The 25,367-nt window shown below is 67.7% G+C and carries 29 protein-coding genes and 1 tRNA gene; 11 read left to right on the forward strand and 19 right to left on the reverse strand.

Going from position 1 to position 25,367, the window contains the following annotated elements; translation table 11 throughout:
- Complete coding sequence (locus CP958_RS15955; RefSeq protein ID WP_096703221.1) at window positions 1-888, reverse strand: CoA ester lyase; 888 nt, start codon at window positions 886-888, stop codon at window positions 1-3.
- A 91-nt stretch (window positions 889-979) separates the two neighbouring features.
- Between CP958_RS15955 and pdxY the strand changes: the two genes are divergently transcribed.
- Both pdxY and CP958_RS15965 read left to right on the forward strand, forming a co-directional pair.
- Complete coding sequence (gene pdxY, locus CP958_RS15960) at window positions 980-1,831, forward strand: pyridoxal kinase PdxY (protein ID WP_096703222.1); 852 nt, start codon at window positions 980-982, stop codon at window positions 1,829-1,831.
- 163 nt (window positions 1,832-1,994) lie between these two features.
- Entirely contained in the window at window positions 1,995-2,618 is a 624-nt protein-coding gene (locus CP958_RS15965) for a LysE family transporter (RefSeq protein WP_096703223.1), read from the forward strand.
- On the opposite strand, the gene CP958_RS15970 is transcribed toward CP958_RS15965, so the two are convergent.
- The 3 genes from CP958_RS15970 to CP958_RS15980 are packed head-to-tail and all read right to left on the reverse strand — an operon-like array spanning window position 2,610 to window position 4,412.
- Window positions 2,610-3,086 (reverse strand): GNAT family N-acetyltransferase, encoded by a 477-nt coding sequence (locus CP958_RS15970; RefSeq protein WP_096703224.1) that lies wholly within the window; start codon window positions 3,084-3,086, stop codon window positions 2,610-2,612. The two genes, CP958_RS15965 and CP958_RS15970, sit on opposite strands and share 9 nt — an antisense overlap.
- Window positions 3,083-3,694 carry a polysaccharide deacetylase family protein gene (locus CP958_RS15975; protein ID WP_170958999.1) on the reverse strand — a complete coding sequence of 204 codons (612 nt, stop codon included), beginning with the start codon at window positions 3,692-3,694 and terminating at the stop codon, window positions 3,083-3,085. Before CP958_RS15975 ends, CP958_RS15970 begins: the two co-directional genes overlap by 4 nt.
- A gap of 46 nt (window positions 3,695-3,740) precedes the next feature.
- Window positions 3,741-4,412, reverse strand: a complete 672-nt coding sequence (locus tag CP958_RS15980) for a glutathione S-transferase family protein (protein ID WP_096703226.1) — start codon at window positions 4,410-4,412, stop codon at window positions 3,741-3,743.
- Between the two features lie 147 nt (window positions 4,413-4,559).
- On the opposite strand from CP958_RS15980, the gene CP958_RS15985 reads away from it, so the two are divergent.
- The 3 genes from CP958_RS15985 to CP958_RS15995 all read left to right on the forward strand — a co-directional run bounded on the left by CP958_RS15985 (window position 4,560) and on the right by CP958_RS15995 (window position 6,359).
- On the forward strand, window positions 4,560-5,414 hold the full coding sequence (locus tag CP958_RS15985; protein WP_096703227.1) for a DUF4743 domain-containing protein: 855 nt from the start codon (window positions 4,560-4,562) through the stop codon (window positions 5,412-5,414).
- A 211-nt stretch (window positions 5,415-5,625) separates the two neighbouring features.
- The gene (locus CP958_RS15990; protein ID WP_096703228.1) at window positions 5,626-6,123 is read left to right on the forward strand and encodes an Hsp20 family protein; all 498 of its coding nucleotides are present in this window, start codon (window positions 5,626-5,628) and stop codon (window positions 6,121-6,123) included.
- A 2-nt stretch (window positions 6,124-6,125) separates the two neighbouring features.
- Window positions 6,126-6,359 (forward strand): DUF1150 family protein, encoded by a 234-nt coding sequence (locus CP958_RS15995; protein ID WP_096703229.1) that lies wholly within the window; start codon window positions 6,126-6,128, stop codon window positions 6,357-6,359.
- A 250-nt stretch (window positions 6,360-6,609) separates the two neighbouring features.
- On the opposite strand, the gene ptsN is transcribed toward CP958_RS15995, so the two are convergent.
- From ptsN to CP958_RS16035, 8 genes are all read right to left on the reverse strand, one after another.
- Window positions 6,610-7,074 (reverse strand): PTS IIA-like nitrogen regulatory protein PtsN, encoded by a 465-nt coding sequence (gene ptsN, locus CP958_RS16000; RefSeq protein WP_096703230.1) that lies wholly within the window; start codon window positions 7,072-7,074, stop codon window positions 6,610-6,612.
- A 165-nt stretch (window positions 7,075-7,239) separates the two neighbouring features.
- Window positions 7,240-8,754 (reverse strand): RNA polymerase factor sigma-54, encoded by a 1,515-nt coding sequence (gene rpoN, locus CP958_RS16005; RefSeq protein WP_096703231.1) that lies wholly within the window; start codon window positions 8,752-8,754, stop codon window positions 7,240-7,242.
- Between the two features lie 8 nt (window positions 8,755-8,762).
- Window positions 8,763-9,560: an LPS export ABC transporter ATP-binding protein gene (gene lptB, locus CP958_RS16010; RefSeq protein WP_096703232.1), complete on the reverse strand. Its 798-nt coding sequence runs from the start codon at window positions 9,558-9,560 to the stop codon at window positions 8,763-8,765.
- Window positions 9,557-10,519 carry an LptA/OstA family protein gene (locus CP958_RS16015; RefSeq protein ID WP_096703233.1) on the reverse strand — a complete coding sequence of 321 codons (963 nt, stop codon included), beginning with the start codon at window positions 10,517-10,519 and terminating at the stop codon, window positions 9,557-9,559. Before CP958_RS16015 ends, lptB begins: the two co-directional genes overlap by 4 nt.
- Entirely contained in the window at window positions 10,516-11,238 is a 723-nt protein-coding gene (gene lptC, locus CP958_RS16020; protein ID WP_096703234.1) for an LPS export ABC transporter periplasmic protein LptC, read from the reverse strand. The genes CP958_RS16015 and lptC overlap by 4 nt, the downstream gene beginning before the upstream one ends.
- Window positions 11,235-12,200 (reverse strand): KpsF/GutQ family sugar-phosphate isomerase, encoded by a 966-nt coding sequence (locus CP958_RS16025; protein WP_096703235.1) that lies wholly within the window; start codon window positions 12,198-12,200, stop codon window positions 11,235-11,237. Before CP958_RS16025 ends, lptC begins: the two co-directional genes overlap by 4 nt.
- A 132-nt stretch (window positions 12,201-12,332) precedes the next feature.
- Window positions 12,333-12,944 (reverse strand): ribonuclease H-like domain-containing protein, encoded by a 612-nt coding sequence (locus tag CP958_RS16030; RefSeq protein ID WP_096703236.1) that lies wholly within the window; start codon window positions 12,942-12,944, stop codon window positions 12,333-12,335.
- Window positions 12,945-13,031: 87 nt separating this feature from the next.
- Window positions 13,032-13,118: transfer RNA gene (locus CP958_RS16035), tRNA-Leu, on the reverse strand.
- A gap of 205 nt (window positions 13,119-13,323) precedes the next feature.
- Between CP958_RS16035 and CP958_RS16040 the strand changes: the two genes are divergently transcribed.
- Window positions 13,324-14,331: a complex I NDUFA9 subunit family protein gene (locus tag CP958_RS16040; RefSeq protein WP_096703237.1), complete on the forward strand. Its 1,008-nt coding sequence runs from the start codon at window positions 13,324-13,326 to the stop codon at window positions 14,329-14,331.
- Between the two features lie 56 nt (window positions 14,332-14,387).
- Here the strand turns inward: CP958_RS16040 and CP958_RS16045 are convergent, their stop codons facing one another.
- The 4 genes from CP958_RS16045 to CP958_RS26455 form a co-directional block, all read right to left on the reverse strand.
- Window positions 14,388-14,618 (reverse strand): hypothetical protein, encoded by a 231-nt coding sequence (locus CP958_RS16045; RefSeq protein WP_096703238.1) that lies wholly within the window; start codon window positions 14,616-14,618, stop codon window positions 14,388-14,390.
- Window positions 14,619-14,812: 194 nt separating this feature from the next.
- Window positions 14,813-15,727, reverse strand: a complete 915-nt coding sequence (locus tag CP958_RS16050) for a site-specific tyrosine recombinase XerD (protein ID WP_277948886.1) — start codon at window positions 15,725-15,727, stop codon at window positions 14,813-14,815.
- A gap of 8 nt (window positions 15,728-15,735) precedes the next feature.
- A complete protein-coding gene (locus CP958_RS16055; RefSeq protein ID WP_096703240.1) occupies window positions 15,736-17,496 on the reverse strand; it encodes an antifreeze protein in 1,761 nt (586 codons plus the stop codon).
- Window positions 17,477-17,617 carry a hypothetical protein gene (locus CP958_RS26455; RefSeq protein WP_170959000.1) on the reverse strand — a complete coding sequence of 47 codons (141 nt, stop codon included), beginning with the start codon at window positions 17,615-17,617 and terminating at the stop codon, window positions 17,477-17,479. The genes CP958_RS16055 and CP958_RS26455 overlap by 20 nt, the downstream gene beginning before the upstream one ends.
- Before the next feature lie 183 nt (window positions 17,618-17,800).
- Here CP958_RS26455 and CP958_RS16060 point away from each other — a divergent pair, with 183 nt between their 5' ends.
- From CP958_RS16060 to CP958_RS16075, 4 genes are all read left to right on the forward strand, one after another.
- Entirely contained in the window at window positions 17,801-18,376 is a 576-nt protein-coding gene (locus CP958_RS16060; protein WP_096703609.1) for a shikimate kinase, read from the forward strand.
- Window positions 18,373-19,488, forward strand: coding sequence for a 3-dehydroquinate synthase (gene aroB / locus CP958_RS16065; RefSeq protein ID WP_096703241.1), 1,116 nt, complete (start codon window positions 18,373-18,375; stop codon window positions 19,486-19,488). The genes CP958_RS16060 and aroB overlap by 4 nt, the downstream gene beginning before the upstream one ends.
- 15 nt (window positions 19,489-19,503) lie before the next feature.
- Window positions 19,504-20,787 carry an HlyC/CorC family transporter gene (locus CP958_RS16070; RefSeq protein ID WP_096703242.1) on the forward strand — a complete coding sequence of 428 codons (1,284 nt, stop codon included), beginning with the start codon at window positions 19,504-19,506 and terminating at the stop codon, window positions 20,785-20,787.
- Between the two features lie 329 nt (window positions 20,788-21,116).
- Window positions 21,117-21,854 carry a PhoH family protein gene (locus CP958_RS16075; protein ID WP_096703243.1) on the forward strand — a complete coding sequence of 246 codons (738 nt, stop codon included), beginning with the start codon at window positions 21,117-21,119 and terminating at the stop codon, window positions 21,852-21,854.
- Between the two features lie 50 nt (window positions 21,855-21,904).
- Here CP958_RS16075 and CP958_RS16080 read toward each other — a convergent pair whose 3' ends face one another.
- Both CP958_RS16080 and CP958_RS16085 read right to left on the reverse strand, forming a co-directional pair.
- Window positions 21,905-22,567 (reverse strand): extensin family protein, encoded by a 663-nt coding sequence (locus CP958_RS16080; protein ID WP_096703244.1) that lies wholly within the window; start codon window positions 22,565-22,567, stop codon window positions 21,905-21,907.
- A 109-nt stretch (window positions 22,568-22,676) separates the two neighbouring features.
- Entirely contained in the window at window positions 22,677-23,000 is a 324-nt protein-coding gene (locus CP958_RS16085; RefSeq protein WP_096703245.1) for a YbjQ family protein, read from the reverse strand.
- Window positions 23,001-23,172: 172 nt separating this feature from the next.
- On the opposite strand from CP958_RS16085, the gene mog reads away from it, so the two are divergent.
- Window positions 23,173-23,712, forward strand: a complete 540-nt coding sequence (gene mog, locus CP958_RS16090; RefSeq protein WP_096703246.1) for a molybdopterin adenylyltransferase — start codon at window positions 23,173-23,175, stop codon at window positions 23,710-23,712.
- Between the two features lie 10 nt (window positions 23,713-23,722).
- Here the strand turns inward: mog and CP958_RS16095 are convergent, their stop codons facing one another.
- Window positions 23,723-25,366: a histidine kinase dimerization/phosphoacceptor domain -containing protein gene (locus CP958_RS16095; protein ID WP_242442937.1), complete on the reverse strand. Its 1,644-nt coding sequence runs from the start codon at window positions 25,364-25,366 to the stop codon at window positions 23,723-23,725.
- Window position 25,367 lies beyond the last annotated feature (1 nt).

Below are 25,367 nucleotides of genomic sequence, written 5' to 3' on the forward strand. Positions count from 1 at the left end.
TTACGCCTTCAATTCGGCGGCCATGGCGGCGATCTGCTCGGCCAGGGCGACGATGCGCCGCGCATTTTCCACGTGCAGGTTCTCGACCAGCTTGCCGTCGACCACCACCACGCCCTTGCCGGCGGCGGTGGCTTCGGCATGGGCGGCGATGATCTTGCGCGACCAGTCGACTTCCTTCCCGGAAGGGGCGAAGACGCGGTTGGCGGCGTCAATGGTCTTGGGGTGGATCAGGGTCTTGCCGTCGAAGCCCAGTTCCAGGCCCTGGACGCAGGAATACTCGAAGCCCTCGTCGTCGTTGAGGTCGAGATAGACGCCGTCCAGCGCCGCCAGGCCGTAGGCGCGGGCGGCCAGCAGGCAAAGCCCCAGGCTGGTGATCATGGGCAGGCGGTCGCGGGTGTGGGCGCAATGCAGGTCCTTGGCCAGATCCGAGGTGCCCATGACGAAGCCGCCCATGCGGGGGCTGGAGCCCGCGATCTCTTCCGCCTTCAGCATGCCGCGCGGCGTTTCCATCATGCACCAGATGGCCATGTCGGCGGGCGCGCCGTTGGCGACCATGATGGCCTCGACCTGACGCACGGTGTCGGCGCTCTCCACCTTGGGGATCAGCACGGCATGCGCCCCCGATGCCGCCGCCGCCGCCACGTCGGCCTGCCCCCAGGGGGTGGCCAGCGAGTTGACGCGGATCAGCAGTTCGCGGGCGCCGTAGCCGCCGGCCTTGACCGCGTCCACCACCTGACGGCGGGCGTCTTCCTTGGCGTCGGGGGCGACCGCATCCTCCAGATCGAGGATCAGGCCGTCGGCGGCGAGCGTCCGGGCTTTTTCCAAGGCGCGCGGATTGGAGCCGGGCATGTAGAGGACGGAACGGCGGGGCCGCGCGGTGGTCGCCATGGACGAAACTCCCAAAAGTGACAAAAGGCGGGGCAGACTACCCGATGGTCTGGTTGCGGCGCAACATTGCATCGTCTATACCGGCTTCGACATGAAGATTCTTTCTTTCCAATCGGCGGTCGCCTTCGGGCACGTGGGCAATTCCGCCGCCATCTTCGCCTTGCAGCGGCTGGGTCTCGAGGCCTGTCCGGTGGATACGGTGCAGTTCTCCAACCATCCCGGCTATGGGATGTGGCGGGGCGGCCCTCACTCCGCCGCTTCGTTGAGCGAGGTATTGGAAGGGTTGGACGGCGCCGGCCTGCTGGAAGGCTGCGGCGCGGTGCTGTCGGGCTATCTGGGGCAGGCCGCAACCGGCGCGGTGGTGGCCGAGGCGGTGCGGCGGCTGCGCGGCTACCATCCCGGCGCTCCCTATCTCTGCGACCCGGTGATGGGGGACGAGGATGGCGGCCTTTACGTGGCCGAGGGCATTCCCGAAATCTTCGCCCGCACCCTGCTGCCCCTGGCCGACATCGCCACCCCCAACCGCTTCGAGCTGGGAATACTGACCGGTCGGTCCATCGACGGCGTCGAGGACGCCATCCAGGCCTCGCGCCAGTTGCTGGAGCGGGGAACCGGGGCGGTGGTGACCACCAGCCTGACGGCCGGCGACGGCATGATCGGCTGTCTGGCGGTGAACGGCGAGGGGGCCTGGATGGTGCGCACGCCGCTGCTGCGCTTCGCTACGCCGCCCAATGGCGGCGGCGATACCCTGTCGGCGCTGCTGCTGGCCCACCGTCTCAAGGGCCGTGATCTGCCCGAGGCCCTGTCCATGGCGGTCTCCAGCCTGTACGGCGTGCTGGAGAAGACCCAGAAAGCCGGCGGGCGGGAACTGGCCCTGGTGGCGGGGCAGGACGAGATCGCCCTGCCCACCCGATTCTTCCCACCCCTGCCGGTCAGGGTATAGCCAATGCCGCGACCGGCGCCAGAGCGGTGCCACCATTTTGGCTGGCGGCCTATCACACTATAGGCCTTATCATTTTCCCTCGCCGTGCGGCTTGACCAAGGCAATTGCCTTGGCCGGGGTTTTGGTCTCTTCTGGCGGCCCTTTTCGCCGTCGAGGTCGTCCCTTGGAGTCCGTCATCCCCTTCCTGCGCGGAATCGCCATCGGTTTCGCCATCGCCGCGCCCATCGGGCCGGTGGGTATTTTATGCATCAGGAAGGCGCTGGCCGACGGGCGGCTGGCCGCCTTCGTGGCCGGGTTGGGGGCGGCGCTGGCCGATTCCCTGTTCGGCGGCGTGGCGGCCTTCGGCATCGGCGCGGTGATGAGCTTCATCGACGGCCAGATGGTCGCCCTGAAGATCGTCGGTGGGGTGTTCATGCTGTGGCTGGGCATCCACACCTGGCGTTCGGCGGCGGTGGCGGTCGAGGCCGAACCGGGCAAAGGCCCCGGCATGCTGCGCGACTTCCTCTCCACCTTCGCCATCACCATCACCAATCCCGGCACCATCTTCGGGGTGGCGGGAGTGTTCGCGGCGCTCGGCCCCGTTGGGCGGCCGGGCATCGGCCTGCCCACCGCCTTGCTGGTGGCTGGCATCTTCAGCGGCTCGGCCCTGTGGTGGCTGACCCTGTCGGCCCTGGCCTCGGCGGCGCGCAACCGCTTCACGCCCGACCGCATGCGGCTGTTCAATCACCTGTCGGGGGCGATGCTGATGGTGTTCGGTCTGGCGGCCGTGGGCAGTCTGCTACTTTAACCGCTTACGCAGCAGAATCTCGGCATTGCCGGGCATGACCAGCCCATCCAGCGGCGCCACCTCGGCGAAGCCGTGCCGGGCATAGAAGGCGCGTGCCGGGGTGTTGAAGTCGGAGACGCAGGCCCACAGATTGTGGGCGACCTCCGCCGCGCTTTTCGCCGCCCAATCCATGACGGTGCCGCCCAGGCCGTGGCCCTGATGCGGGAGCAGGATGGCGAACAGCTCCACATAGGGGCCGCGCAGCCATGGCGAGCGCAAGGCCAGCACGCCAGCCGTCTCGCCGTGGCGTTGGATGATCCAGCGGCTCAGCGCCCCGTCCTCTCGGTCGAGATAGCGCTCCAGCGCCGAGGCGGAATAGCCCAGCCGCGTCCAAGGGTCCATGGCGGCCAGCATCAGGGCCAGCGGGGCGGCGTCGGCGGTCGCCAGGGGACGCAGGGCGCCGCCGTCCAGGGCGATGGTGGTCGTCACGGCAGGGCCTCCTCCAGGGACACGAAGCGATAACCCCTGCGCCGCAGCTCGGCCAGGAGGCCGGGCAGGGCGGGGCCGGTGGCCGGGGCGCGCTGGTTGACGTGGAAGATGAGGATCGCGCCGGGCCGGGTCTTGGACAGCACCCACTCCTTCAAATGCTCGGGCGTCAGGCCCCGGGCCGGGTCGCCGGACGGGAAGGTCCAGTGCACCACCTTATGGCCGGTGGCTTCCACCACGCCTAAGGTGGCGGCGTCGTAATTGCCGGCGGGAAAGCGGAAGAAGCGGGGTTTGCGGCCGGTCACCGCCTGGATGGCGGCATCGGCCTCCTCCACCTCGCGGCGGATCGCGGCGGGGTCGAGGCGCTCCATGTGCTGCGGATGGTCGAGGGAATGGTTCTCGATCCGCACTCCGTCGCCGGCGGCGAGGCGGGCCAGTTCGGCGGCGTTGCGTCTGGCGAACAGGCCGCTGGCGAAGATGGTGTAGGGCACCTTCTCCGTCTCGAGCACCTTCAGGATGGTGTGGTCGAGGAAGGCGGGGGCGCCCCTGGCCTCGCAGGCGTCGAAGGTCAGCGCCACCACCTTATCGGTGGTGGGCAGGCGCTCGATCACCTCCGCCTGGGCGGCAAAGGCGAGGAGAAGCAGCCCAAGGAGGAGGCTAGAAATCCGGATTGGCATAGTGCCGGGGTGGCGGCATGCCGGGCAGATGGTCGGCCAGCAGAACGCGGAAGCTGGGCCGCGACTTGACGCGGGCATACCAGTCCTTGGCCGGGGCGTGGGCGTCCCATGGCACGTCGCCCAGGTAATCGACGGCGGAAATCTGGGCGGCGGCGGCGATGTCGGCCAGGGTGAAGGTGGCCCCCGCCAGATAGCCGTGCCGCTCGGCCAACTGGCCCACATAGTCCAGATGCTGGTGGATATGGCCATAGCCGGTGCGGATGCGCCGCGAATCGGGCTCGTTGCGGCCGGATTCCAGGCGCTTGAACACCTTCTCGCCCACCAGGTGGTCGGTGACCTCGGCGTGGAATTTCTGGCCGAACCAGGCGACCAGGCGCCGCACCTCGGCCCGAGCCAGCGGCTCGGCGGGCAGCAGCGGGGTCTCGCGGCTGGTTTCCTCCAGATACTCGACGATGGCGGTGGCGTCGGCCAGGGCGGCGCCATCCTCCTCGACCAGCACGGGCAGCAGGGCGGCCGGATTCATGGCGAGGAATTCGGGGCGGCGCTCCCAGGTCTTTTCGATCTGGGACTCGAAGTCCAGCTTCTTCTCGGCGAGCACGACGCGCACGAGGCGCGAGAAGGGGCAGAGCGGATGGTGATAAAGGGTCCTCATGCGTCCCTTTTACCGCTTTTCCCGTGGCGAGAACAGGGGGAGGGAATGCCATATGAACATTTCTTAAATGAAATTGTCCCGCGTCGCGACCTTGACGAGTGGGGCGGCGGGCGTCACCCTGACGACCTTCCTCGTTGGAGCCCCGCCATGGCCTTCCTCGATCACATCAAAGTCTGCAACCGCCACGACCTGTCGAAGTTCCGGCCGTTCTCGGTGGAGGGCAAGTGGATCGGCTGGGTGCGCCACGACGTGGCCCAGCATCTCGCCGCCTTTCCCGAGGCCTTCCGCGTCTCCATCGAGGGCGTCAGTCTCCATCCCGCCCTGTCCACTCCCGAGGCGCGCAGCGCGGCCATCGACGAGGTGACGCGGGAACTGGCCGAGGATTGGGGTGCCCCCCGCCTGCGCGGCGAGCGCTACCGGGTGGCGGCACGCTTCGGCGATCCGGCTCTGATGAGCATCGATCGCGGCGCGGTCAGCCTGTTCGGCATCCGTGCCTACGGTGTCCACGTCAACGGCCTGGTGCACCGCCCCGACGGCCTGCATCTGTGGATCGGGCGCCGCGCCAAGGACAAGAGCGTGGCCCCCGACAAGCTGGACAACATGGTGGCGGGTGGCCAGCCCAGCGACCTGACCCTGGCCGACAACCTGATCAAGGAAGCGGCCGAGGAGGCGGACATCCCGGCGGCCATCGCCGCCACCGCCCGGCCGGTCGGCGCCATTTCCTATTGCCTGGAGGACGAGTGGGGCCTCAAGCCCGACGTGATGTTCTGCTACGACCTGGACGTGCCGCAGGACTTCGTCCCCCGGAATACCGACGGTGAGCTGCAGGGCTTCACCCTGATGCCGGTGGCCGAGGTGGCGCGGCTGGTCCGCGATACCGACGAGTTCAAGTTCAACGTCAATCTGGTGATCATCGATTTCCTGATCCGCCACGGCCTGATCTCGCCCGATGACGAGCATGATTACGTCGAACTGGTGGGTGGGCTCAGGAAGGGGTGGTGAGGCCATGCCGCGCATGGCCTAGGCCCAACGGGCTGCGCTGCTTATGCAGCGGAAGCCAAGCGCGCCCGGCGTCTGAGGGGCCATGATAAGATGGGGCGTCAGCCACCCCGCTTGACGATCCCTTAATTCCTCCCAAGATAATATATCGAAGGGTGCCGATGGTCGGGCCCTTCCTTGGCGTACTCGCTCATGCCCGAGGAGGACGAAGATCATGTCACGTTTGTCCGCGTTCAATTCCCCGCTGCTGCTCGGCTTCGATCATTTCGACCGGTTGCTGGACCGTATGTCCAAGTCCTCGCCCGAGGGCTATCCCCCCTACAATATCGAGCAGATTTCCGAAAACGGCCTGCGCATCACCCTGGCGGTGGCCGGGTTCTCCTGGGACGATCTGTCGGTGGCGCTGGAGGATAACCAACTGGTCATCCGCGGCCGCCAGTCCGAGGACGAGGGGGAACGCATCTTCATCCATCGCGGCATCGCCTCGCGCCAGTTCCAGCGGGCCTTCCTGCTGGCCGACGGCATGGAGGTGACGGGCGCGTCGCTCGATAACGGCCTGCTGCATATCGACCTGATCCGCCGGGTGCCGGAACCCAAGGTCCGCACCATTCCCATCGGGCGGGCGGGAGAGGCTCCCCACACCATTACCGTTTCCGCCGACGAAGCCTCGCCGGCATCCCGGGCCAGAACCGGCCAGAAGAGGGAGGTCTGAACATGAAGACCATCGACAACAAGTCCTTCGGCTTGAGCCACACCCTGATGAACGCCACGGATTTCCTCAATTGGGGCTTGCCCGCCATCGCCTATTTCAAGCACGAGGACAACGGCGGCCAGGGCGGCTGGTCCATCCATGCCGCCGACGGCACGGTGATCGGCGCGGCCCCGTCGCGCGACACCGCCTTCGCCGCCATCGTCCAGCACGAGATGGAGCCCATGAGCGTGCACTGAGTGCGTGTGCGAAAAAGTCCTTCGGCTTCGTCTCAGTGTACTTTTTCGCAGGAAGATTAAGGAAAAGCCCGCGCTTGGGGCGGCCCGGCGCGCGGGCTTTGACTTCTTTCTCCCCGATCCGAGACGAATGTCTCGGATCGGGTAAGACGGGTCAAAAATGGGCGCGAAGCCGCCTTAAGCCCATTTTTTCAATAGAATCTCGCAGAAAGTACACTGAGCCCACAGGGCGAAGGACTTTCTGCGAAGTCCATCAGGCCGCCCGGCTGGCTGGCGATTCGGTCAGCAGGGCGTACAGGGCGTCGGCGTTGTCGGTGCCGCGCAGCTTCTCGCACACACCCTTGTCGCGCAGCAGGCGGGACACCCGGGCCAGGGCCTTGAGGTGGTCGGCGCCGGCCGATTCGGGGGCCAGCAGCAGGAAGATCAGGTCCACCGGCTGCTCGTCGATGGACTCGAAGGGAATGGGCTTCTCCAGGCGGGCGAACAGGCCGTAGAGACGCTCCATGGCCGGCAGCTTGCCGTGGGGAATGGCGATGCCGTTGCCGACGCCGGTGGTGCCCAGGCGCTCGCGCTCCAGCAGCACGTCGAAGATGGCCCGCTCGTGCAGGCCGGTAATCTCGGCAGCCTTCTTGGCCAGGTCCTGCAGGGCCTGCTTCTTCGAGGTGGCGCGCAGATTCGGAATGACGGCGGCCGGGCTGATCAGATCAGTGATTTCCATGAATCCACCCTATGAGGGCGGAACCTGTGGTTCCGCTGGGTCTTCCATAACGCGCGCGGGATACGCTCTACCGCGCGGATCGAGCCCCGTCCCGTCTTCCCACGGGGCGGGCGGAAAATAGGCCCCGCCTTGTCCGAAGTCAAGCATGCCGGACGACGGGGGTGCTCACATGCCCAGCGACTTTTCGCGCCGGCGCTGGACCGACGAGCCGATGTTCATGGCCTCACGGTATTTTGCCACCGTGCGCCGGGCGATGTCGATGCCTTCGGCCTTCAGCGCGTCGACGATGGAATCGTCGGACAGCACGCTCTTGCCCTCGGAATCGATCAGCGCCTTGATGCGGTGACGGACCGCCTCGGCGGAATGGGCGTCGCCGCCGTCGGCCGAGCCGATGGCCTGGGTGAAGAAGTACTTCAGCTCGTAGATGCCGCGCGGCGTGGCGATGTACTTGTTGGAGGTGACGCGGCTGACCGTGCTTTCGTGCATGGAGATGGCGGTGGCGATGTCCCTGAGCACCAGCGGGCGCAGATGCTGCACGCCCAGGCGGAAGAAGGCGTCTTGCTGCCGCACGATCTCGGTGGCCACCTTGAGGATGGTGGTGGCGCGCTGGTGCAGCGACTTCACCAGCCAGTTGGCCGACTGGAAGCGCTCGGAAATATAGGTCTTGTCGTCCTTGCTGCGCGCCGACCCGGCGATCTTGGAATAATAGCGGGTGTTGACCAGCACGCGGGGCAGGGTGTCGGAGTTCAGCTCCACCACCCAGGCGCCGTCCTGGGTGCGGCGCATCAGCACGTCGGGGGTGACCGGCTGGGCGACGATATGGTCGAAGGCCAGCGCCGGCTTGGGGTCCAGCGCCTTGATCTCGCCGATCATCTCGGCCATGTCCTCGGCGTCGACGCCGCAGACCCTCATCAGGCCGGGCAGGTCACGGCGGGCCAGCAGTTCCAGATTGTCGAGCAGGGCCTGCATGGCGGGGTCGAGACGGTTCTTCTCGGCCAGTTGCAGGCCCAGGCATTCCTTCAGCGTGCGGGCGAAGACGCCGACCGGATCGAAGCCCTGGACACGCCGCAGCACCACTTCCACATGCTCGCGGGTGCAGCCCAGCTTTTCCGCCAGTTCGTCCAGGTCGCCGATCAGATAGCCGGCCTCGTCCAACATCTCGATCAGGTGCAGCGCGATCAGCCGGTCGGCGGGGACGGGGATATCCATGTTGACCTGGGCGGCCAGATGGTCGCGCAGGGATATCTCACCCGCCACCATCTGCTCCAGATTGGACTCGCCGTCGTCGAAGCCGCTGCCGCCGCCGCTGCCCACATTGCCCCACTGGCCCAGGGATTCATCCTGGACGGCGTCCGAGGCGCTGTCGTTGTTGAAGGTGTTGTCGTAATCGACATCCATGCCGTCCTCGGCCGAACCGGCGTTCATGCCGTCCAGCAGCGGCGCCTCGGCGGGGGCGGAATCGAGCACCGGCAGGTCGGAGGCATCGGCCTTGGGCTCGGTGGGTTCGGGGCCGCGCTCGCCCTCCTCCCGCTCCAGCAGCGGATTGCGCTCCAGTTCCTGGTCGATGAAGGCGGTCAGCTCGAAATTGGACAATTGCAGCAGCTTGATGGCCTGCTGCAATTGCGGCGTCATCACCAGAGACTGGGTCTGGCGGATATCAAGCCTGGGACCGATGGCCATGGCGGGCGTTACATGCTGAATCGCTCGCCGAGATAGACGCGCCGCACCCCTTCGTGGGCGACGATCTCGGCGGGGCGACCCTCCATCAGCACCGCGCCGTCGTGCAGGATGTAGGCACGGTCGATGAGGTCCAGGGTCTCGCGCACATTGTGGTCGGTGATCAGCACCCCGATGCCGCGGTGCTTGAGGTGGGACACCAGATCACGGATATCGGACACGGCGATGGGATCGATGCCGGCCAGCGGCTCGTCCAGCAAGATGAAATGCGGGCGGCAGGCCAGGGCGCGGGCGATCTCGACGCGGCGGCGTTCACCGCCCGACAGGGCCATGGCCGGAGCGCGGCGCAGATGGCTGATGGAGAACTCGGCCAGCAGGCCTTCCAGATCGTGCTGGCGGCGTTCCAGGTCGGGCTCGACCACTTCGAGCACCGCCATGATGTTGCCTTCCACCGACAGGCCCCGGAAAATCGAGGCTTCCTGCGGCAGGTAGCCGATGCCCAGCCGGGCGCGGCGATACATGGGCAGATCGGTGATCTCGGTACCGTCCAGCGAGATGGAGCCCACGTCGGGATTGATCAGGCCGGTGATGCAGTAGAAACAGGTGGTCTTGCCGGCGCCGTTGGGACCCAACAGACCCACCGCCTCGCCCCGCTGCACCGAGATGGAGACGTCGCGCAGTACCGGGCGGCCCTTGAAGCTCTTGCCGATGTTGCGGGCCAGCAGGCCGGGATTGTCGGCCACCAGGCGGGGTCCCGGGATGATCGGGGCATCGGCGGCGAGCGGCGAGCCTGGCTTGATGGTCTTCATCGTTCCCCCGATCCGGGCGTCGGCGCATTGCCGGTGAAGCCGGCACGCCCTTGCGGCTGGCCATCTTGCGGCCCGCCCTTATCTTTTTTCTGCGGAATGAACACGCCTTGAACCCTCTGGCCGCTGTCGGTGCCGCCGGCGGCGACGGGGAACAGCTTGCTGACCCCGGTGTTGAGGTTCACGTGCGCCCATCCCCCTTCCAGCTGATTGCCGCCTTCGCGGCTGATCTTAACCGAACCGGAGACGGTGGCGATACCGGTTTCGGCGTTGTAATCGCCCCGGTCGCCGGTCACCGTCTCGTTGCCGGACAGGATCATCACGTGGCCGTAGGCGTCGGCGCGCTGCAGTTCCAGGCTGCCGCCGCCTTCGCCGGGCTGGCCGCCCTGCGCGGGCCTGGCGCCGGCCTTGGATGTGGCGGACTTATCCTTGTCCTTGAAATGGGCGGTCAGCACGTCGCCCTTGAGCGTCTTGCTGCCATCCTGGGTCGCGATGGCGTCGCCCCGCAGCACGGCCATCTTCTTCAGTTCCCAGTATTCCAGGCTGTCGCTGGCCTGGAAGGTGTCGGTGGCGGTCACCAGCTTGGCCGGAGTGCCCTTCAGCACGAAGATGGACTTGTCCAGATCGTAGATGGCCTTGTGGCCGGTGGCGGTGTCGCCGGGCGAGCGGATCACCACGTTGCCGTCGGCGTCCAGGCGCCAGATCTCGTCGCCCTTGGGCCCCTTGCGGTAATGGGCGGTCAGCACGTCGGCGTCTACCGTCATGTTGCCGCGGACGGCGTGGGCCTTGCCGCGCGCGATGACCCGCAATTCCTCGGAATGCCATTCGATGCCGTTGTCGGCGTAGACCTGGATCTGCTGGTCGCCGGACTTGCTCATCTCGAAGCCCTGGGCCAGGACGGCGGACGGCAGCGCTGCCGCCAGGGCTGCGAAAACCAGCGGTATCAGAGCGGGCGGCTTCATTGCGTCTTGGCTCCCTTGCCCCGGCCCTTGTCCTGGGCCTTGTGGCTTACGGCGCGCAGGTTCAGCTGCGACTTGCCGGTGAAGGTGATGTCGTGGCGCTTGCCGGTGATCTCGAACCCGGCCGAACTGATGGCGCCCTGCGGGCCGTGGCCCTCGACGGGATCGAAGCCCCGGGCCGAGTTGTTGGCAAGCTCCACCGTGGCGGTGGGGGTATGAATCTCGTAGCCGGTATCGTGATAGAGGTTCACGCCGCCCGACAGGTCCAGCACCTTGGTGGATTGGTGATAGATGCCGGCCACGGCATCCACCACGATATTGGCGCCCGAGGTCGAGGTGAAGTCGGCCTTGGGATTGACCAGATAGATCAGGTCCTGGTCGCCCGGCGCCTGGGTCGCCGTCTCGGCGGTCACCGCGAAGGGGCGGTTGGATTCGTCGATGCCGAAATAGCGGGCGTTCTTCATCACCAGGGTATCGACGGCCTTGGGCGACAGGTTGGCGAAGCCCAGCTTGAAGCCGCTGTCCAGCCGCGACAGCTTGGGCCACACCACCACCAGGCCCAGCAGCAGGGCCGCCAGGGCCGGCAGGGCGATCTTCATCACCGAGACGAAATGGGAATGGTCGGTGAAGGGGCCGCGCCGCGGCCCCCCCGGATGCCGCTTCGGCTGGGGCCGCGTGGCGGGCCGTCGCTCGGGCGAGTCGGTGTCGGCGCGCAAGCTCATGCCAGACCGGCTCGCAGGCAGTCGTGGACGTGCAGCACGCCCACCGGGCGTCCGTCGTTTTCCACCACGAACAGGCTGGTGATGGAGCGCTCGTTCATCTGGCGCAGCGCTTCCGCCGCCAGCAGGTTGGGTGGCACGGTGCGGGGCGAGGCGGTCATCACCTTGCCCGCCGTCTGGCTGATCAGGTCCGGGCTCATGTGGCGGCGCAGGTCGCCGTCGGTGAGGATGCCGGCCAGCCGGCCGTCGGTTCCGACCACACCGGCACAGCCCAGGCTCTTGGCGGTCATCACCAGCAGCACGTCGGCCATGGGGGTCTCGGCGCTGACCAGCGGCAGGCCCTCGCCGCCATGCATCAGGTCGGCGACCTTGAGCAGGCGCTGGCCCAACTGGCCGCCGGGATGAAAGACCTTGAAATCGGCGGCGGTAAAGCCCTTGCGCTCCAGCAGGGTGACGGCCAGGGCATCGCCCAGCGCCAGCATCATGGTGGTCGAGGTGGTCGGCGCCAGCCCCATGGGGCAGGCCTCGGGATTGGCGGGCAGCACCAGGGCGACGTCCGACGCGGTGGCCAGCGTCGAGCCGTCGCGCGAGGTGATGCCGATCAGCCCGATCTCGAAGCGCCGGGTATAGGCGATGATGTCGCCCAGTTCCGGCGTCTCGCCCGAATTGGACAGCGCCACCACCGCATCGTCGCGGGTGACCATTCCCAGGTCGCCGTGGCTGGCCTCGGCCGGATGGACGTAGAAGGCGGGACAGCCGGTGGACGCCATGGTGGCGGCGATCTTGCGCGCCACATGGCCGCTCTTGCCCATGCCGGTGACGATGACGCGGCCGGAGGCGCCCTCGATCAGGGTCACCGCCCTGAGAAAGGGGCCGTCCAGTCCCGCCGCCAGGGAATCCAGCGCGCGGGCCTCGGTGTGGAGGACGCGGCGGGCGGTGGCGAGGGCATCGGAATCGACGGTCATCAATGGGTCCGGTCAGGCTGGTCCGTTCCCCGCCCGGTGCGGCGAGGGTGCATAACTATACGCAACGGCCACGGGACGGAAAGGCAAAACGCGTCCGGTTGGTCCGTTTCGTGCATTCCGGGGGATGAGGCCTCAGTGCGAGAAGATGTCTTCCGCATCCCAGCCGGCCAGATCCAGCTCGGCGCGGTCGGGCAGGAAGGCGAAGCAGGCCTCGGCCAGGGCGCGGCGGCCTTCGCGGTCCAGCAGGATGTCGAGGCGGTTCTTGAGCTGGTGCAGATACAGCACGTCCGAGGCGGCATAGGCCAACTGGTCGGCGCTCAACTCGGGCGCGCCCCAGTCGGAGCTCTGCTGCAGCTTGGACAGGTCGACGCCCAGGAATTCCTTGCACAGCACCTTCAGGCTGTGGCCCTCGGTATTGGTCCGGGTCAGTTTCGAGGCGATCTTGGTGCAGAACACCGGTGTGCAGCGCACGCCCAGATGGCGGCGGATCATGGCCACGTCGAAGCGGGCGAAATGGAACAGCTTGGTCACCGTCGGGTCGGACAGCATCCGCACCAGGTTGGGCGAGTTCCATTCGGGCTTGGGATAGTGGACCACATGGGCGTCGCCGTCGCCGGCCGACAGCTGCACCACGCACAGGCGGTCGCGCTGCAGGTTGAGACCCATGGTCTCGGAATCGATGGCGACCAGCTTACCGAGGTCGAGGCCGTCCGGGAGATCGTTCTTGTGGTAGAAAACGGTCACGGAGCCGCTCCTTCTAATCCCCGGTTGGGGGAGGGCGGCTCCGCGTCCGATGTATCCATCTGCTGGACCGCGCCGCGGTTTAAGAGATGGTGCCCAGGAGAAGACTCGAACTTCCACGACATCACTGCCACACGGACCTGAACCGTGCGCGTCTACCAATTCCGCCACCTGGGCAGGTAGCTCCCGAACCGCCTCAGCCGTCCGAGGCGCGAAGAAATATTCGAGGCGGAGGGCGGTGTCAACGATGTTTTTGCGCCCCGTTCCGCTTTTTCCGATTCCGCCCCCCGCCCTTTACACCCGGGCGGCTTATGGGCTAGCTTTCGGCCCAAATAAGGACGAGGCGGCGCGAGGCGTCGCCGGGGTCATGATGGAGGGACGGATGGCGCGGCGCGTGGTCACGGTTTTCGGAGGATCGGGCTTCATCGGCAGGAACGTGGTCAAGCGTCTTGCCGCCCAGGGCTGGGTGGTGCGCGCCGCGGTGCGCGACCCCATCGCCGCCGAGTTCTTGAAGCCCATGGGCGATGTGGGTCAGGTGACGCCGCTGCGCGCCGACATCACCGACCCCAAGTCGGTGGCCATGGCGGTGGCCGGCGTCGATGCGGTGGTCAACGTGGTGGGCATTCTCTACGAGAGCGGCCGGGCCACCTTCGACGCCATTCACGTGAAGGGCGCCGCCAATATCGCGGCGTCGGCCAAGGCGGCCGGCGTCGGCCGTCTGGTTCATATGTCGGCGTTGGGCGCCGACAAGAATTCCGAGGCCGCCTATGCCCGCTCCAAGGCTTCGGGCGAGGAAGCGGTTCTGGCCGCCTTCCCCGGCGCCTGCATCGTGCGTCCCTCGGTGGTGTTTGGCCCCGATGACGATTTCTTCAACCGCTTCGGCAAGCTGGCCATGGTGTCGCCGGTGCTGCCGGTGTTCACCGGCGACGGCTTCAAGCCGGTGTGCGGCGAGAACGGCTGTTCCATCGACCTGTTCGGCTCGGGCGGTCCCATCTTCCAGCCGGTCAGCGTTTCCGACGTGGCCCAGGCCGTGGTCCAGATGCTCGACGACCCCCGCCATGCCGGCAAGACCTTCGAACTGGGTGGGCCGCGCCGCTATTCCATGAAGGAGATCATGGAACTGGTGATGGCCTCCACCGGGCGCCAGCGCACCCTGGTGCCGCTGCCCTTCGGCCTGGGCATGCTGCAGGCCACCTTCCTGCAGATGCTGCCGTCGCCGCTGCTGACCAAGGATCAGGTGCGGATGATGAAGGTGGACAACGTGGTGCGCGGCGGCAAGCCGGGCCTGGGCGAGCTGGGCATCACCCCCACCTCGGCCGAGGCGATCCTGCCGCTCTACATGAAGCGCTACGGCAAGCCGGCGCAGCAGGGCGGCGACCAGGCGGCTTGAGGTTTCTTCGCTGACGGAAAGCGATCAGGGCCGCCCCTCGGGCGGCCCTTTTGCTGTCAGGCCCGCAAGGCCTTGCGGGTGACCTGACTGCGCAGGTCGGTGGGCAGTTGCTCGAGCAGGCGCAGCAGGGCGCCCACCCCGATGGGCACCCGCGACCGGCCGTCGGCCCAGCGCCACACCGTCGTCGGAGCGGGCTGTTGCTCGCCGAGGTCGTCGAGCAGCCGGGCCAGGGCGGCCTGTGACAGGCCCAGTCTCCGCAACGTCTCCGTGAACTCGTCGTCCGTCATATCCTGTGCTCTCCCCAACCGGAGCGGCCGATGCAGACGCCTTGAGAATCAAGGCGAAATCCCCTTTGGCGCCAACAGAATTGGCGGGCGGGGGTGGGGCTGTCAACGGAACGAAACGGGAATAAGTGTTTATGCTTATCGGAAGATCATATAATCCGCAACGAATGAGTTTATATGCGCCCCGATATAGGGGGCTATCCCTTCGGCGGGGGCTTTCCCGCCAGGGGATGGTAGGCGCGGACCAGCCGGTTGGCCTCGTCGTCGATCAGGTGGGTGTAGATCTCGGTGGTGGCGATATCGGCATGGCCCAGCATCTCCTGCACGCTGCGCAGATCGGCGCCGCCGGCCAGCAGATGGCTGGCGAAGGAGTGGCGCAGCACGTGGGGCGACACCTTGGCGGGGTCGAGGCCGGCCTTGAACGCGGCGCGGGCCAGCATCTTGGCGAAGCCCGAGCGGGTAAGGTGGCCCAAGGCCCCCGAGGAGGGGAACAGCCAGCGCGACGGCTTGGATTTGGGCAGCAGGGCGGCGCGCTCGGCCTTCCAGGCGGCCAGGGCGGCGCGGGCGGGATCGGACAGCGGCACCATGCGCTCCTTGGAGCCCTTGCCGCGCACCACCAGTACCGTCGGGTCGCGGGCCACGGCCGAGAGCGGCAGCGACACCAGTTCCGAGACGCGCAGCCCGGCGGCATACAGAGTCTCCAACAGCGCCGTCATCATGACGCCGTCCGATCCTTCCAGGGCGCGGGCGGCATCCAGCAATGCCGTCACCTCTTCCTTGCGCAGGTATTTGGGCAGCGGTCGCCCCAGGCGCGGCGCGTCGATATTGGCGGTGGGGTCGTCGGGGCGCAGGCGCTCGGCGAAGGCGAAGCCGTAGAACTGCTTCAGGCAGGACAGCCGCCGCGCCTGGGTGCGGGCCGCCATGCCGATATCCGCCTGACTGGCGATATAGGCGGCCACGGCGCGGCCATCGGCGTTGAGCGGCGCCAAGCCGCGCCCGGCCAGGAAGTCGGTGAAATCGGCCAGATCACGGCCATAGGCGTCCAGCGTGTTGGGACTGGCGCCCCGTTCGACCTGCATCATCTCGAGAAAGGACTCGATGTGCCGGTCCACGGGAACGCTCACCCGCCGTTGGCCAGCACCGCCTCGATGGCCAGTTCGCGGGCATCGCGCTCGAATCCGGCCTGGCGCAGGAACACCACCACCCGGTTGAGGGTGTCGGGATCGACGCTGTCCAGTCCGGTTTCGCCCAGGGCGACCGCCGACAGCAGCGCCGTCTCGGCGCGGCGCGTCCCTTCGGCGGCGGCGCGCAGCATGGCCTTGAGGGCCGGCTTGGGGCCGGGGGCGGTGACGCTGCCGCTGGCCTGGGCCAGCCATGCCGAGGCGGGAACGGTCTCGCCCACCGCCTGCAGCATGGACATGGTGACCACGGCGCGGCGCTCGTTCAACTGGGCGCTCTCCTGCCAGCCGGCAAAGGCGCCGGCCGGGCTGGTGTCGAGGCCGATATGGCTGATGCGGGTCAGCGGCCACAGGCCGGCGGCCAGCTTGGCGGCGGCCGGGTCGGTCCTGGCCAGGGCCAGCCATTGCCCCGCCGCCTCGGGCCGTCCCGCCGCGTAAAGGGCGCGGGCCAGCATGGGCGACGCGGTGACCAGATCGGGGGCCGGCTTCAGGTCGGCGATCAGCGGGGCGTAAAGCCGCGCCGTGGCGGAGAAGGCATGGCGCTCCGTCGCCGCCAGCAGAATTCGGGCGATCAGTTCGGCGCGCACGGCAGGGGTCGCCTCGGCGCCGACGGCGTGCAGCCACAGGGCGCGGCCCTTGGGCGTCTTGTCCCCCTGGGCCGCGGCGGCCTGCTGTTCGGGCGGCGTGAACGTCACCGCCGCCATCAGCTTGCGGAGCGAATCGGTATCGAGAACCCCCAGCGCCTCGGCCCGCTCGGCGGCGGTGATCCGCAGATCGGCGGCCATGCCGGGATTGTCGGCGATGGCGCGCAGCATGGCCGGTGGGGCATTGGCGACGGTGTCGGCGGGCAGCGGCAGCTTGGCGGCCTTGAAGGCGGCCAGATGCAGCGGCGTCGGATTGGGCAGCTTTTCCACCTTGGCCGGCGGGGTGCCGGTCATGGCCTCGGCGGCGGCGATGAAGGCGTGATCGGCGTCCTTGCGCTCGCGCATCAGGTCGATGGCCATGCCGGCTTCGAGGCCCTTGCCGGCGGTGATCTGGCAGAACACCGACAGGCGGGGGTCCAGCGGCACCGTCTGGGACATGGCGGCGGCCTCGGCGCAGGCGGCCTTGGCATCGTCGGCCAGCAGCCAGGTGTCCACCTTGAGCCGCGACAGGCCGGGCGAGGCCAGCGAGGCGGGCGCCGCCTTGAGCAGGGTGGCGAGTCCGTCGACCTCGCCCATGGCGAACAGGCGCTCGGCCCGCAATTCCAGCAGCGAGGGCATCTGGCCGCGATTGCCCTCGGGCGCGGTGGCGGCCGACAGCAGCAGGCGGCGGGTCAGGGAATGCATGGCCCGCGAGCCGGCGGCGGCGGGCAGGGCGGGCAGCATCCTGCGCACGGTGGCGGCCGGGGTGCCGTGCCACATGCCCATGCCGAGGCCGCCCTGGCCTTCGTCCAGGGCGCCGACCGCGTCGGGATCGGGGGCCTTCAGCTCCTCCACCTCGAAGCGGGGGGCGGGCTTGGCGGGGCCACCGGGGAATTCGGTGGCCGTCGGATGCTCGGCCTGGGCCGCCGGGGCGGCGCCGGGAGCCTCGGCCCTGGGCGCCGGCTCCAGGTTGGGCGAGGTCAGGATCATCGGCTTGCCCGGCTGCTGTGCCAGGGCGGCGGGCGCCAGCAATGCGATGCCTGCGGCCAGGATCAGGGATTTAGCGCGGGAAGCGGGCATCCGGTACGACCTTCTCGATCTTCGCCGACGGGGCCGGCGGGTTCCAGGTGGACAGGAACAGTCCGCCGCCGACGATCACCGCCAGCAGCAGGGCAACAAGAAGGCCGGCAATCTTGCTCATGGGGAACGGATGACCTCTCGCGATGGCGACATTTCTGGACAGGACCGGTGGGCTGCGGCTAAAAGCGGCAGGTGCGGCCCCATGGCTTTCGTGGGGCAGTGTATCGGCCCCGGAGGCGACGATCAACGCCGGCACACCGGATTTTTAAATATAGAGAGAGCGGGACGGACCTTGGATCAGGGCATGGCCGACGAACTGGCGAGACTGGCGGCGCTGCTTGCCGGGCGGATCGGCCGCACCGTGGTGCTGGTCGGCCTGATGGGGGCGGGCAAGTCCTGCGTCGGGCGCCGCCTCGCCGCCCGCCTCGGCATGGACTTCCTCGATTCCGACGCCGAGTTCGAAGCCGCCGCCGGCTGCACCATCAGCGATTACTTCGCCCGCTTCGGCGAGGCGGCTTTCCGCGACGGCGAGCGCAAGGTGATCGCCCGCCTGCTGGACGGCTCCCCGGTGGTGCTAGCCACCGGCGGCGGCGCCTTCGTCGACCCCGCCACCCGCCAGCGGATCAAGGCGGCCGGCACCTCGGTGTGGATTCGCGCCGATCTCGACCTGCTGCTGAAGCGCACGGTGGGCCGCGACCACCGGCCGCTGCTCAAGCAGGGCGACCCCAGGGAGATTCTCGGCCGCCTGATGGACGCCCGCTATCCCGTCTACGCCGACGCCGATATCATCGTCGATTCCACCGACGAAATTCCCGAGGCCACCGTGATCCGCGTCATGGAGGGCCTGATCGCCTATCTGGATTCGGAGAAGACCGCATGAGTGCCGCCCCTGAACAGGTCCTGGTCGAACTGGGCGAGCGTTCCTACCCCATCCATATCGGCCCCGGCCTGCTGGACCGGGCGGGCGAGCTGATCAAGCCGAAGATGAGGGGCGGCCGCGCCCTGGTGGTGACCGACGCCAACGTGGCGCCGCTCTATCTCGATCGGGTGCAGAAGAGTCTGGCCGAGGCCGGGGTGACCACCATGCATACCGTGGTGCCGGCCGGTGAGCAGACCAAGGACTTCAAGCATCTGGAGGCCCTGCTCGACGCCATGCTGGAGGCCCGTGCCGAGCGCGGCGCCATGATCGTGGCGCTGGGCGGCGGTGTGATCGGCGACCTGACCGGCTTCGCCGCCTCGATCCTGCTGCGCGGCGTGGATTTCGTGCAGATCCCGACGACCCTGCTGTCCCAGGTGGATTCCTCGGTGGGCGGCAAGACCGGCATCAACACCCGCCAGGGCAAGAACCTGATCGGCACCTTCTACCAGCCCCGTCTGGTGCTGGCCGACACCTCCGTGCTCGACACGCTGCCCCGCCGTCAGGTGCTGGCCGGCTATGCCGAGGTGCTGAAGTACGGAGTGATCGACGACGAGCCGTTCTTCGCCTGGCTGGAGGAGAACGGCGCCAAGGTGGTCGACGGCGACATGGAGGCCCGGCGTCACGCCGTCGCCACCTCGTGCCGCGCCAAGGCCCGCATCGTCGGGGCCGACGAGCGGGAGGGCGGCGTGCGCGCCCTGCTCAATCTCGGCCACACCTTCGGCCACGCCCTGGAGGCCGAGACCGGCTTTTCCGAGGAAATGCTGCACGGCGAGGCGGTGGCGCTGGGCATGGTCATGGCGCTGCGCCTGTCGGCCCGCCTGGGGCTGGCGCCGGTCGCCGACGCCGAGCGGCTGGAGCGGCACCTGCGGGTGGTGGGCCTGCCCGTCGCCCTGCCCAAGCCCCGGCTGTGGGCGGTGGACCGGCTGATCGGGCACATGGCCGGCGACAAGAAGGTCAAGGACGGTAAGGTCACCTTCGTGATGGCCAAGGGCATCGGCAAGAGCTTCCTGACCCGCGAGGTGGCGGAGGCCGAACTGGTGTCCATGCTGGCGGAGATGGCCGCGGGACGTTAACAGGGGGATGCGGCGATGGACCAGGGCACGCTTTTCCTCACCCTTTCGGTGATCGCCATCGTGGTGCTTCAGGTGGGGTCGGCGTTCTTCGCCGGCACCGAGACGGCGCTGACCGCCGTATCGCGCCCGGTGATGCACCAGTTGGAGCAGGACGGCAGCGTGGCGGCCAAGCGGGTCAACCGCCTGATCGACGCCCGTCAGCGTCTGATCGGCGCCTTGCTGGTCGGCAACAGCCTGACCCACACCCTGTCGTCGTCGCTGGCGACCGGCGTGCTGGTCGGCCTGTTCGGCGATGCCGGCATCGCCTATGCCTCGGCCGGCATGACGGTGATCATCGTGGTGTTCGGCGAGGTTCTGCCCAAAACCTACGCCATCTATCACGCCAACCGCATGGCGCTGCTGTTCTCGGCCCCGGTCACCGGCGTGGTCTGGCTGCTGACTCCCTTCGTGCGCACCGTCGAGGTGGTGGTCATGGGGCTGTTCCGCCTGTTCGGCGCCAAGTACTCCACCAAGGTCAGCGTCGAGGCCTCCATGATGGAGCTGAAGGGCGCCATCGAGGTCCATGCCGGCGAGGAGGAGGTCCGCGAGGAGCGCCGCATGCTGCGCTCCATCCTGGAACTGGGCGACGTGGAGGTCGGACAGGTGATGACCCACCGGCGCGGCGTGCTCACCGCCGATGCCGGGCGGCCCGCCGCCGAGATTCTGGAACTGGTGGTCAATTCGTCGTTTTCCCGCGTGCCGCTGTGGAAGGACGACCCCGACAACATCGTCGGCGTGGTCCACGCCAAGAATCTGCTGCGCGCCGTCCGCGCCCTGGAAGGGGATTGGGACGCGCTGGACGTGGCCGAGCTGGCGTCGCCGCCCTGGTTCATCCCCGATTCCACCACTCTTCTCGAGCAGTTGCAGGCCTTCCGGTCGCGGCGCGAGCACTTCGCCCTGGTGGTGGACGAGTACGGCACCCTGATGGGGGTGGTAACCCTGGAGGACATCCTGGAGGAGATCGTCGGCGATATCGCCGACGAGCACGACGTGGCGGTGGCCGGCGTCAGGCCGCAATCGGACGGTTCCTACATCGTCGACGGCTCGGTGACCATCCGCGACCTCAACCGTCAGTTCGAGTGGCGCCTGCCCGACGAGGAAGCCGCCACCATCGCTGGTCTGGTCCTGCACGAGGCACGCCAGATTCCCGACGTGGGCCAGGTGTTCCGCTTCTACGGCTTCCGTTTCGAGATCGCCCGGCGCCAGCGCAACCAGATCACCTCCATCCGGGTGACCCCGCCCGTTCCGGCCGGCGGCTGAAGGTCAATGCCGATGGCGGTGGGCCGCCGTCATACGTGAATCCGTTCACATCCCATTAACTCCATATATGGTATTACAATCACGTTACGGGGCCGATTTGTTGTCGACAAGCCGAGTCCCGGTTGGTTAAGCTTTTTGCGGGTTGTGATCGCGGACGGAGGAATCCACGTTGATTCGCTGCTTTGACCGAGCACCTGAATGCATTTCGGGACAGGGTCGCCCGCCACTTGCGGGCCGCAGCGAAGTCCGCCTCTCCCATCAGGGGTCTCTCGTGTCGAGAGGCCCTTTTTTGTTGTCCCATCCCCTCAGTGTTTGCGAAGGAGTCCCAGATGGCCAAGCGCGCTACGCGGATTGCCGCGTCGAAGAATGAGCCGGTGGTGTCGCTTTATCCTGCCGAGAAGGTCTGGAGCCCGCTGGGGGACGACGACCAGCATCGCGACCAGAGTTACGTGCGCAAGGTCCGTCCGCAAAGCGACAACCAGCGCCGGCTGCTCGCGGCGATCGCCGACTGCAATCTGACGGTGGCCCTGGGGCCGGCCGGTACCGGCAAGACCTATCTGGCCATCTCGGCGGCGGTGGAAGCCTTCGAGGAGGGCCGGGTGGCGCGCATCATGCTGTCGCGCCCGGCGGTGGAGGCGGGGGAAAGCCTGGGCTTCCTGCCCGGCGACCTGCAGGAAAAGCTGGCGCCCTATCTGCGGCCGCTCTACGACGCCCTGTCGGATCGCCTGGGCGGCAAAAGGCTGCGCGCCCTGCTGGCCGACGGCTCCATCGAGATCGCTCCCATCGCCTATATGCGCGGGCGGACGCTGAACAACGCCTTCATCGTCATCGACGAGGCGCAGAACTGCACCTACGGCCAGATCAAGATGCTGCTGACCCGCCTGGGCTGGCATTCCACCATGGTGCTGACCGGCGACCCGGACCAGAGCGATCTGCTGCCCGGCATGTCCGGTCTGGCCGACATCGCGGCGCGGCTGTCGGAGCTGGCCGACGTCTCGGTGGTCACCCTGGACGAAAAGGACATCGTCCGCCACCCGCTGGTGGCCAGCATGCTGACGGTACTGTAGGGCGCAAAGGGGACGCGAAGGGGCTTGCCCCTTCGCGCAGACCCGTTCCCCTATATTCCGCAGAGCTTGTGCGGGCCGATATCCAGGTGCAGGTGATCGGCGTGCAGCTTGTTGTGGTTGGGGGTGAGCACCACGTTGAAGTGCTCGCACGAGGCCCGCGCCACCGCCTGCAGGAACTCGCTTTTCTTGCCGGCGCCCTTCCAGTCCTTCTTCACCGAGATCATGGTGCCGTCGGCCAGTTCGAAGGCGCCGACGTCGATGGCCTGGCCCTTGCCGTGCTCGGACAGACGGCCGCCCCGGCTGCCCATGTCGGCCGCCGCCACCGTGGTCTCGGTGCGCCGCGTGCGGCAATTATAGGTGCCCATGTGGTGGAGCCGCGCCACCTTCTGCCCGAAGATGCGTTGGGCGGCGGCCTGAACCACCTGGGTCTCGAAGCGTTCGACGGTGCGCGCCATGGAGCACGACATCACGCCGGGGCGGTTCCACGAGGTCTGGGAATCGGCGGTCACCTTGACCGGATTGGCGATGGAGCACGAGCCGGAACTGCCGAACGCCGCCTGGGGCTCGAAGGCCACGTGGCGGTCATGCAGCTCCTTCAGGCAGGCGGAATCGGGGTCGAGGATGGGCGGCGGCGGAGCGGGCCGGGGCGGCGGCGATGCGCACGCGCCCAGCAGGGCCAAGGTCAGAACGGCGAAGGCAAGACGAACAGACACGGTCGCGGTTCCGCAGCGCTAGAATCCAATCATCTAGCGCAATTGCGGCCGGAAAGTCACGGAATATCTCAAGAATTCCGTGGAACCCCTTGTGAATCTTAATCTTCTGTTAACCGAGCTTAACCGCCGTGCCGTTGGCCGAGACGATCAGCATGGTCTTGTGATCGCCGCCGATGGTCTGGTAGTCCAGATCCACCGCCACCACGGCGTCGGCGCCCAACTGGCCGGCCTGGGCCTGCAGGTCGGCCAGGGCGGCCTCCTTGGCCTCGCGCAGGATGGTCTCGTAGGATTCCGAGCGGCCGCCGACGATGTCGCGCACGCTGGCCATCATGTCGCGGAAGATGTTGGTGCCCATGACCGCGTTGCCGCTGACGATGCCGAGATAGGCGGTGATGCGTTTGTCTTCGACGGAATCGGTGGTGGTGATGATCATGGTGCCCTCGTGCTCTTGACCCGGCCCAATGAGGTCATCACACTCCGGGCATCTTTGCCAGAGCAAGATCGCATCCAGGCCAAAGCCTGATGCGTCAATCTCGCTCCAGCTCAATTCGGATTGAGCCTGATCCGGTCATATCGGCCGGATCAGGTTCTGGGAGAAAGCCGCCATGACCGATCAGCCCGTTCCCATCGGGGTCGTCACCATCTCGGACCGGGCCAGCCGGGGGGTCTACGAGGACAAGGGCGGGCCGGCCATCGTCGCCGAGATGACCCGCTTCCTGTCCACTCCATGGCGGCCGGTGGCCAGGGTGATCGAGGACGAGCAGGCGCTGATCGAGGCGACGCTGAAGGAACTGGCCGACGTGGAGAGCTGTGCCCTGATCGTCACCACCGGCGGCACCGGCCCGGCACCCCGCGACGTGACCCCCGAGGCCACCGAGGCGGTGTGCGACAAGATGATGCCGGGCTTCGGCGAGCTGATGCGCGCCGAAAGCCTGAAGGTGGTGCCCACCGCCATCCTGTCGCGCCAGACGGCGGGCATTCGGGGCAAAAGCCTGATCATCAACCTGCCGGGCAAGCCCTCGGCCATCGCCGATTGCCTGAATGCGGTGATGCCGGCGGTACCCTATTGCATCGATCTGATCGGCGGCCCGTTCATCGACACCGACCCGGCGGTGTGCAAGGCCTTCCGCCCCAAGGCCAAGTAGGGGGGGGCCGTTAAGCCGGGAAGGTGACCGACACCACCGTCCCCTCGTCGACGAAGATGTGGGAGCGGCCGCCCAACTGGCGGGACAGGGCGCGGATCAGGCCGATGCCGATGCCGCGCCCCGGCTTGTCCGGCATGCCCACGCCGTTGTCGCGCACCGTGAAGTGCCATTCGCCCGCCTCGCGCACCAGGGTCACCCAGATGGTGCCGCGCCGCCCGTCCGAGAAGGCGTGCTTCAGGGCGTTGGACAGCACCTCGTTGGCCAGCATGCCCAGCGGCACGGCGCGTTCGAGGTCCAGGGTGCCTTCCACCTCCACCTCGACGGTGACGCCGCCGGGAGACGAGGAATAGGAATTGGCCAGGGCCTCGGCCAGCTTGCCGAAATAGGTGCCCAGATCCACGTTGGACGCCAGATTGCGCTCGTAAAGGGTCTGGTGCACCAGACCCATGGAATGGATGCGGTCAAGCGCATCCTTGAGCGTCGCCTTGACCTTCTCGTCGGTGACGTGCAGCGACTGCATGGTCAGCAGGCTGGAGATGACCTGCAGGTTGTTCTTCACCCGGTGGTGGACCTCCTGGAACAGCACGTCCTTTTCCGCCAGGGCGTTGGTCAGCTCGCGGGTGCGGCGCTCGCCGGTGGCCAGCAGCCGCGCCTCGTGCCGCAGGCTCTCGCTGGTGATGGCCGCCAGGATCAGCAGCAGCGCCATGGCGGCGACGAACAGCAGCACGTTGCGCCTGGTGCGCACGCTCCACTCGCGGAATACCGTGTCGGTGGGCATGCCCGAGGTGACCACCATCTCCAGGTCGGGGAGGTTGCGATAGGCCACCAGCCGCTCGATGCCGTCCACCACCGAGGTCGAGCGGTAGACGTCCGACTGGGACTGGGCGAAGCGGGTGAACGGCGGCTTGGTGGTGTCGAAGCGGGTGAAGGTGGCGTCGGGCGCGGGGTAGCGCGCCACCAGCCCGCCGTCCAGGCGCGACACCAGGAAGATGGAGCCCGGCTCGGGCTGGAGATCACGGTAGAAGTCGATGAAGTAGTCGGTCTTGACGGCGATTTCCGCCACACCCAGGGTGCGGCCGGTCCTGTCCACGATGGCCCGGCTGAAGATGATCACCCGTCCCTGATCGCCGCGCCCCGCCACCATGGCGCTCATGGCCGTGCGGTTGGGCCGGGCCAGGGGCAGGGCGAAATAATCGCGCTGGGCGGCGTTGGCGACGAACAGGCCCATACGGTCGGTGGTCAGGACCGGATCGCCGCGCTCGTCATGGATGGCGATGGCGACGCCATAGGGAAGATTGCCGAGGACGGAATCCAGCCATTCGCGCTCGCGACGCGAGTCTTTCAGCTTGCTCAGCGGCTGGTCGGCCACATGGTCGATGATCATGCCGAGATTGGCGTGGGCGGCGCTGTGGGCGGCGCGGGCCTGGGATTCCACCAGCCGGGCCGAGAGGCGGAGATTGCTGCTCCAGTCGGCCAGGGTCGCCTGGTGATCGAACCAGGTAAGCGTCGACAGACCGGCCATGCCGCCCAGCACCGCGATGGCGGTGATCAGGCCGAGCAGCAGCCTGGGACGCGGCAGCCGCGAGGGGCGGGCGGTCTCGGACTCCTTATCCGGGCGGCTGGGATGGTTGATCGCCACGCTGCCGCCGTTCATG

It is taken from the genome of Magnetospirillum sp. 15-1, assembly GCF_900184795.1.
Lineage (GTDB): Bacteria > Pseudomonadota > Alphaproteobacteria > Rhodospirillales > Magnetospirillaceae > Phaeospirillum.

What these genes read in the sequence shown, in the direction of transcription:
- CP958_RS16060 (WP_096703609.1), top strand. Translation starts at nt 17,801, where the DNA reads ATGGCCGACGAACTGGCGAGACTGGCGGCGCTGCTTGCCGGGCGGATC.
- CP958_RS15980 (WP_096703226.1), bottom strand. Translation starts at nt 4,412, where the DNA reads ATGAGGACCCTTTATCACCATCCGCTCTGCCCCTTCTCGCGCCTCGTG.
- ptsN (WP_096703230.1), bottom strand. Translation starts at nt 7,074, where the DNA reads ATGGAAATCACTGATCTGATCAGCCCGGCCGCCGTCATTCCGAATCTG.
- rpoN (WP_096703231.1), bottom strand. Translation starts at nt 8,754, where the DNA reads ATGGCCATCGGTCCCAGGCTTGATATCCGCCAGACCCAGTCTCTGGTG.
- CP958_RS26455 (WP_170959000.1), bottom strand. Translation starts at nt 17,617, where the DNA reads ATGAGCAAGATTGCCGGCCTTCTTGTTGCCCTGCTGCTGGCGGTGATC.
- CP958_RS16055 (WP_096703240.1), bottom strand. Translation starts at nt 17,496, where the DNA reads ATGCCCGCTTCCCGCGCTAAATCCCTGATCCTGGCCGCAGGCATCGCA.
- CP958_RS15990 (WP_096703228.1), top strand. Translation starts at nt 5,626, where the DNA reads ATGTCACGTTTGTCCGCGTTCAATTCCCCGCTGCTGCTCGGCTTCGAT.
- CP958_RS16085 (WP_096703245.1), bottom strand. Translation starts at nt 23,000, where the DNA reads ATGATCATCACCACCACCGATTCCGTCGAAGACAAACGCATCACCGCC.
- pdxY (WP_096703222.1), top strand. Translation starts at nt 980, where the DNA reads ATGAAGATTCTTTCTTTCCAATCGGCGGTCGCCTTCGGGCACGTGGGC.
- CP958_RS15955 (WP_096703221.1), bottom strand. Translation starts at nt 888, where the DNA reads ATGGCGACCACCGCGCGGCCCCGCCGTTCCGTCCTCTACATGCCCGGC.
- CP958_RS16095 (WP_242442937.1), bottom strand. Translation starts at nt 25,366, where the DNA reads ATGAACGGCGGCAGCGTGGCGATCAACCATCCCAGCCGCCCGGATAAG.
- CP958_RS16045 (WP_096703238.1), bottom strand. Translation starts at nt 14,618, where the DNA reads ATGACGGACGACGAGTTCACGGAGACGTTGCGGAGACTGGGCCTGTCA.
- CP958_RS15995 (WP_096703229.1), top strand. Translation starts at nt 6,126, where the DNA reads ATGAAGACCATCGACAACAAGTCCTTCGGCTTGAGCCACACCCTGATG.
- CP958_RS16075 (WP_096703243.1), top strand. Translation starts at nt 21,117, where the DNA reads ATGGCCAAGCGCGCTACGCGGATTGCCGCGTCGAAGAATGAGCCGGTG.
- CP958_RS16025 (WP_096703235.1), bottom strand. Translation starts at nt 12,200, where the DNA reads ATGACCGTCGATTCCGATGCCCTCGCCACCGCCCGCCGCGTCCTCCAC.
- lptC (WP_096703234.1), bottom strand. Translation starts at nt 11,238, where the DNA reads ATGAGCTTGCGCGCCGACACCGACTCGCCCGAGCGACGGCCCGCCACG.
- lptB (WP_096703232.1), bottom strand. Translation starts at nt 9,560, where the DNA reads ATGAAGACCATCAAGCCAGGCTCGCCGCTCGCCGCCGATGCCCCGATC.
- CP958_RS16070 (WP_096703242.1), top strand. Translation starts at nt 19,504, where the DNA reads ATGGACCAGGGCACGCTTTTCCTCACCCTTTCGGTGATCGCCATCGTG.
- CP958_RS16015 (WP_096703233.1), bottom strand. Translation starts at nt 10,519, where the DNA reads ATGAAGCCGCCCGCTCTGATACCGCTGGTTTTCGCAGCCCTGGCGGCA.
- CP958_RS16040 (WP_096703237.1), top strand. Translation starts at nt 13,324, where the DNA reads ATGGCGCGGCGCGTGGTCACGGTTTTCGGAGGATCGGGCTTCATCGGC.
- aroB (WP_096703241.1), top strand. Translation starts at nt 18,373, where the DNA reads ATGAGTGCCGCCCCTGAACAGGTCCTGGTCGAACTGGGCGAGCGTTCC.
- CP958_RS15985 (WP_096703227.1), top strand. Translation starts at nt 4,560, where the DNA reads ATGGCCTTCCTCGATCACATCAAAGTCTGCAACCGCCACGACCTGTCG.
- mog (WP_096703246.1), top strand. Translation starts at nt 23,173, where the DNA reads ATGACCGATCAGCCCGTTCCCATCGGGGTCGTCACCATCTCGGACCGG.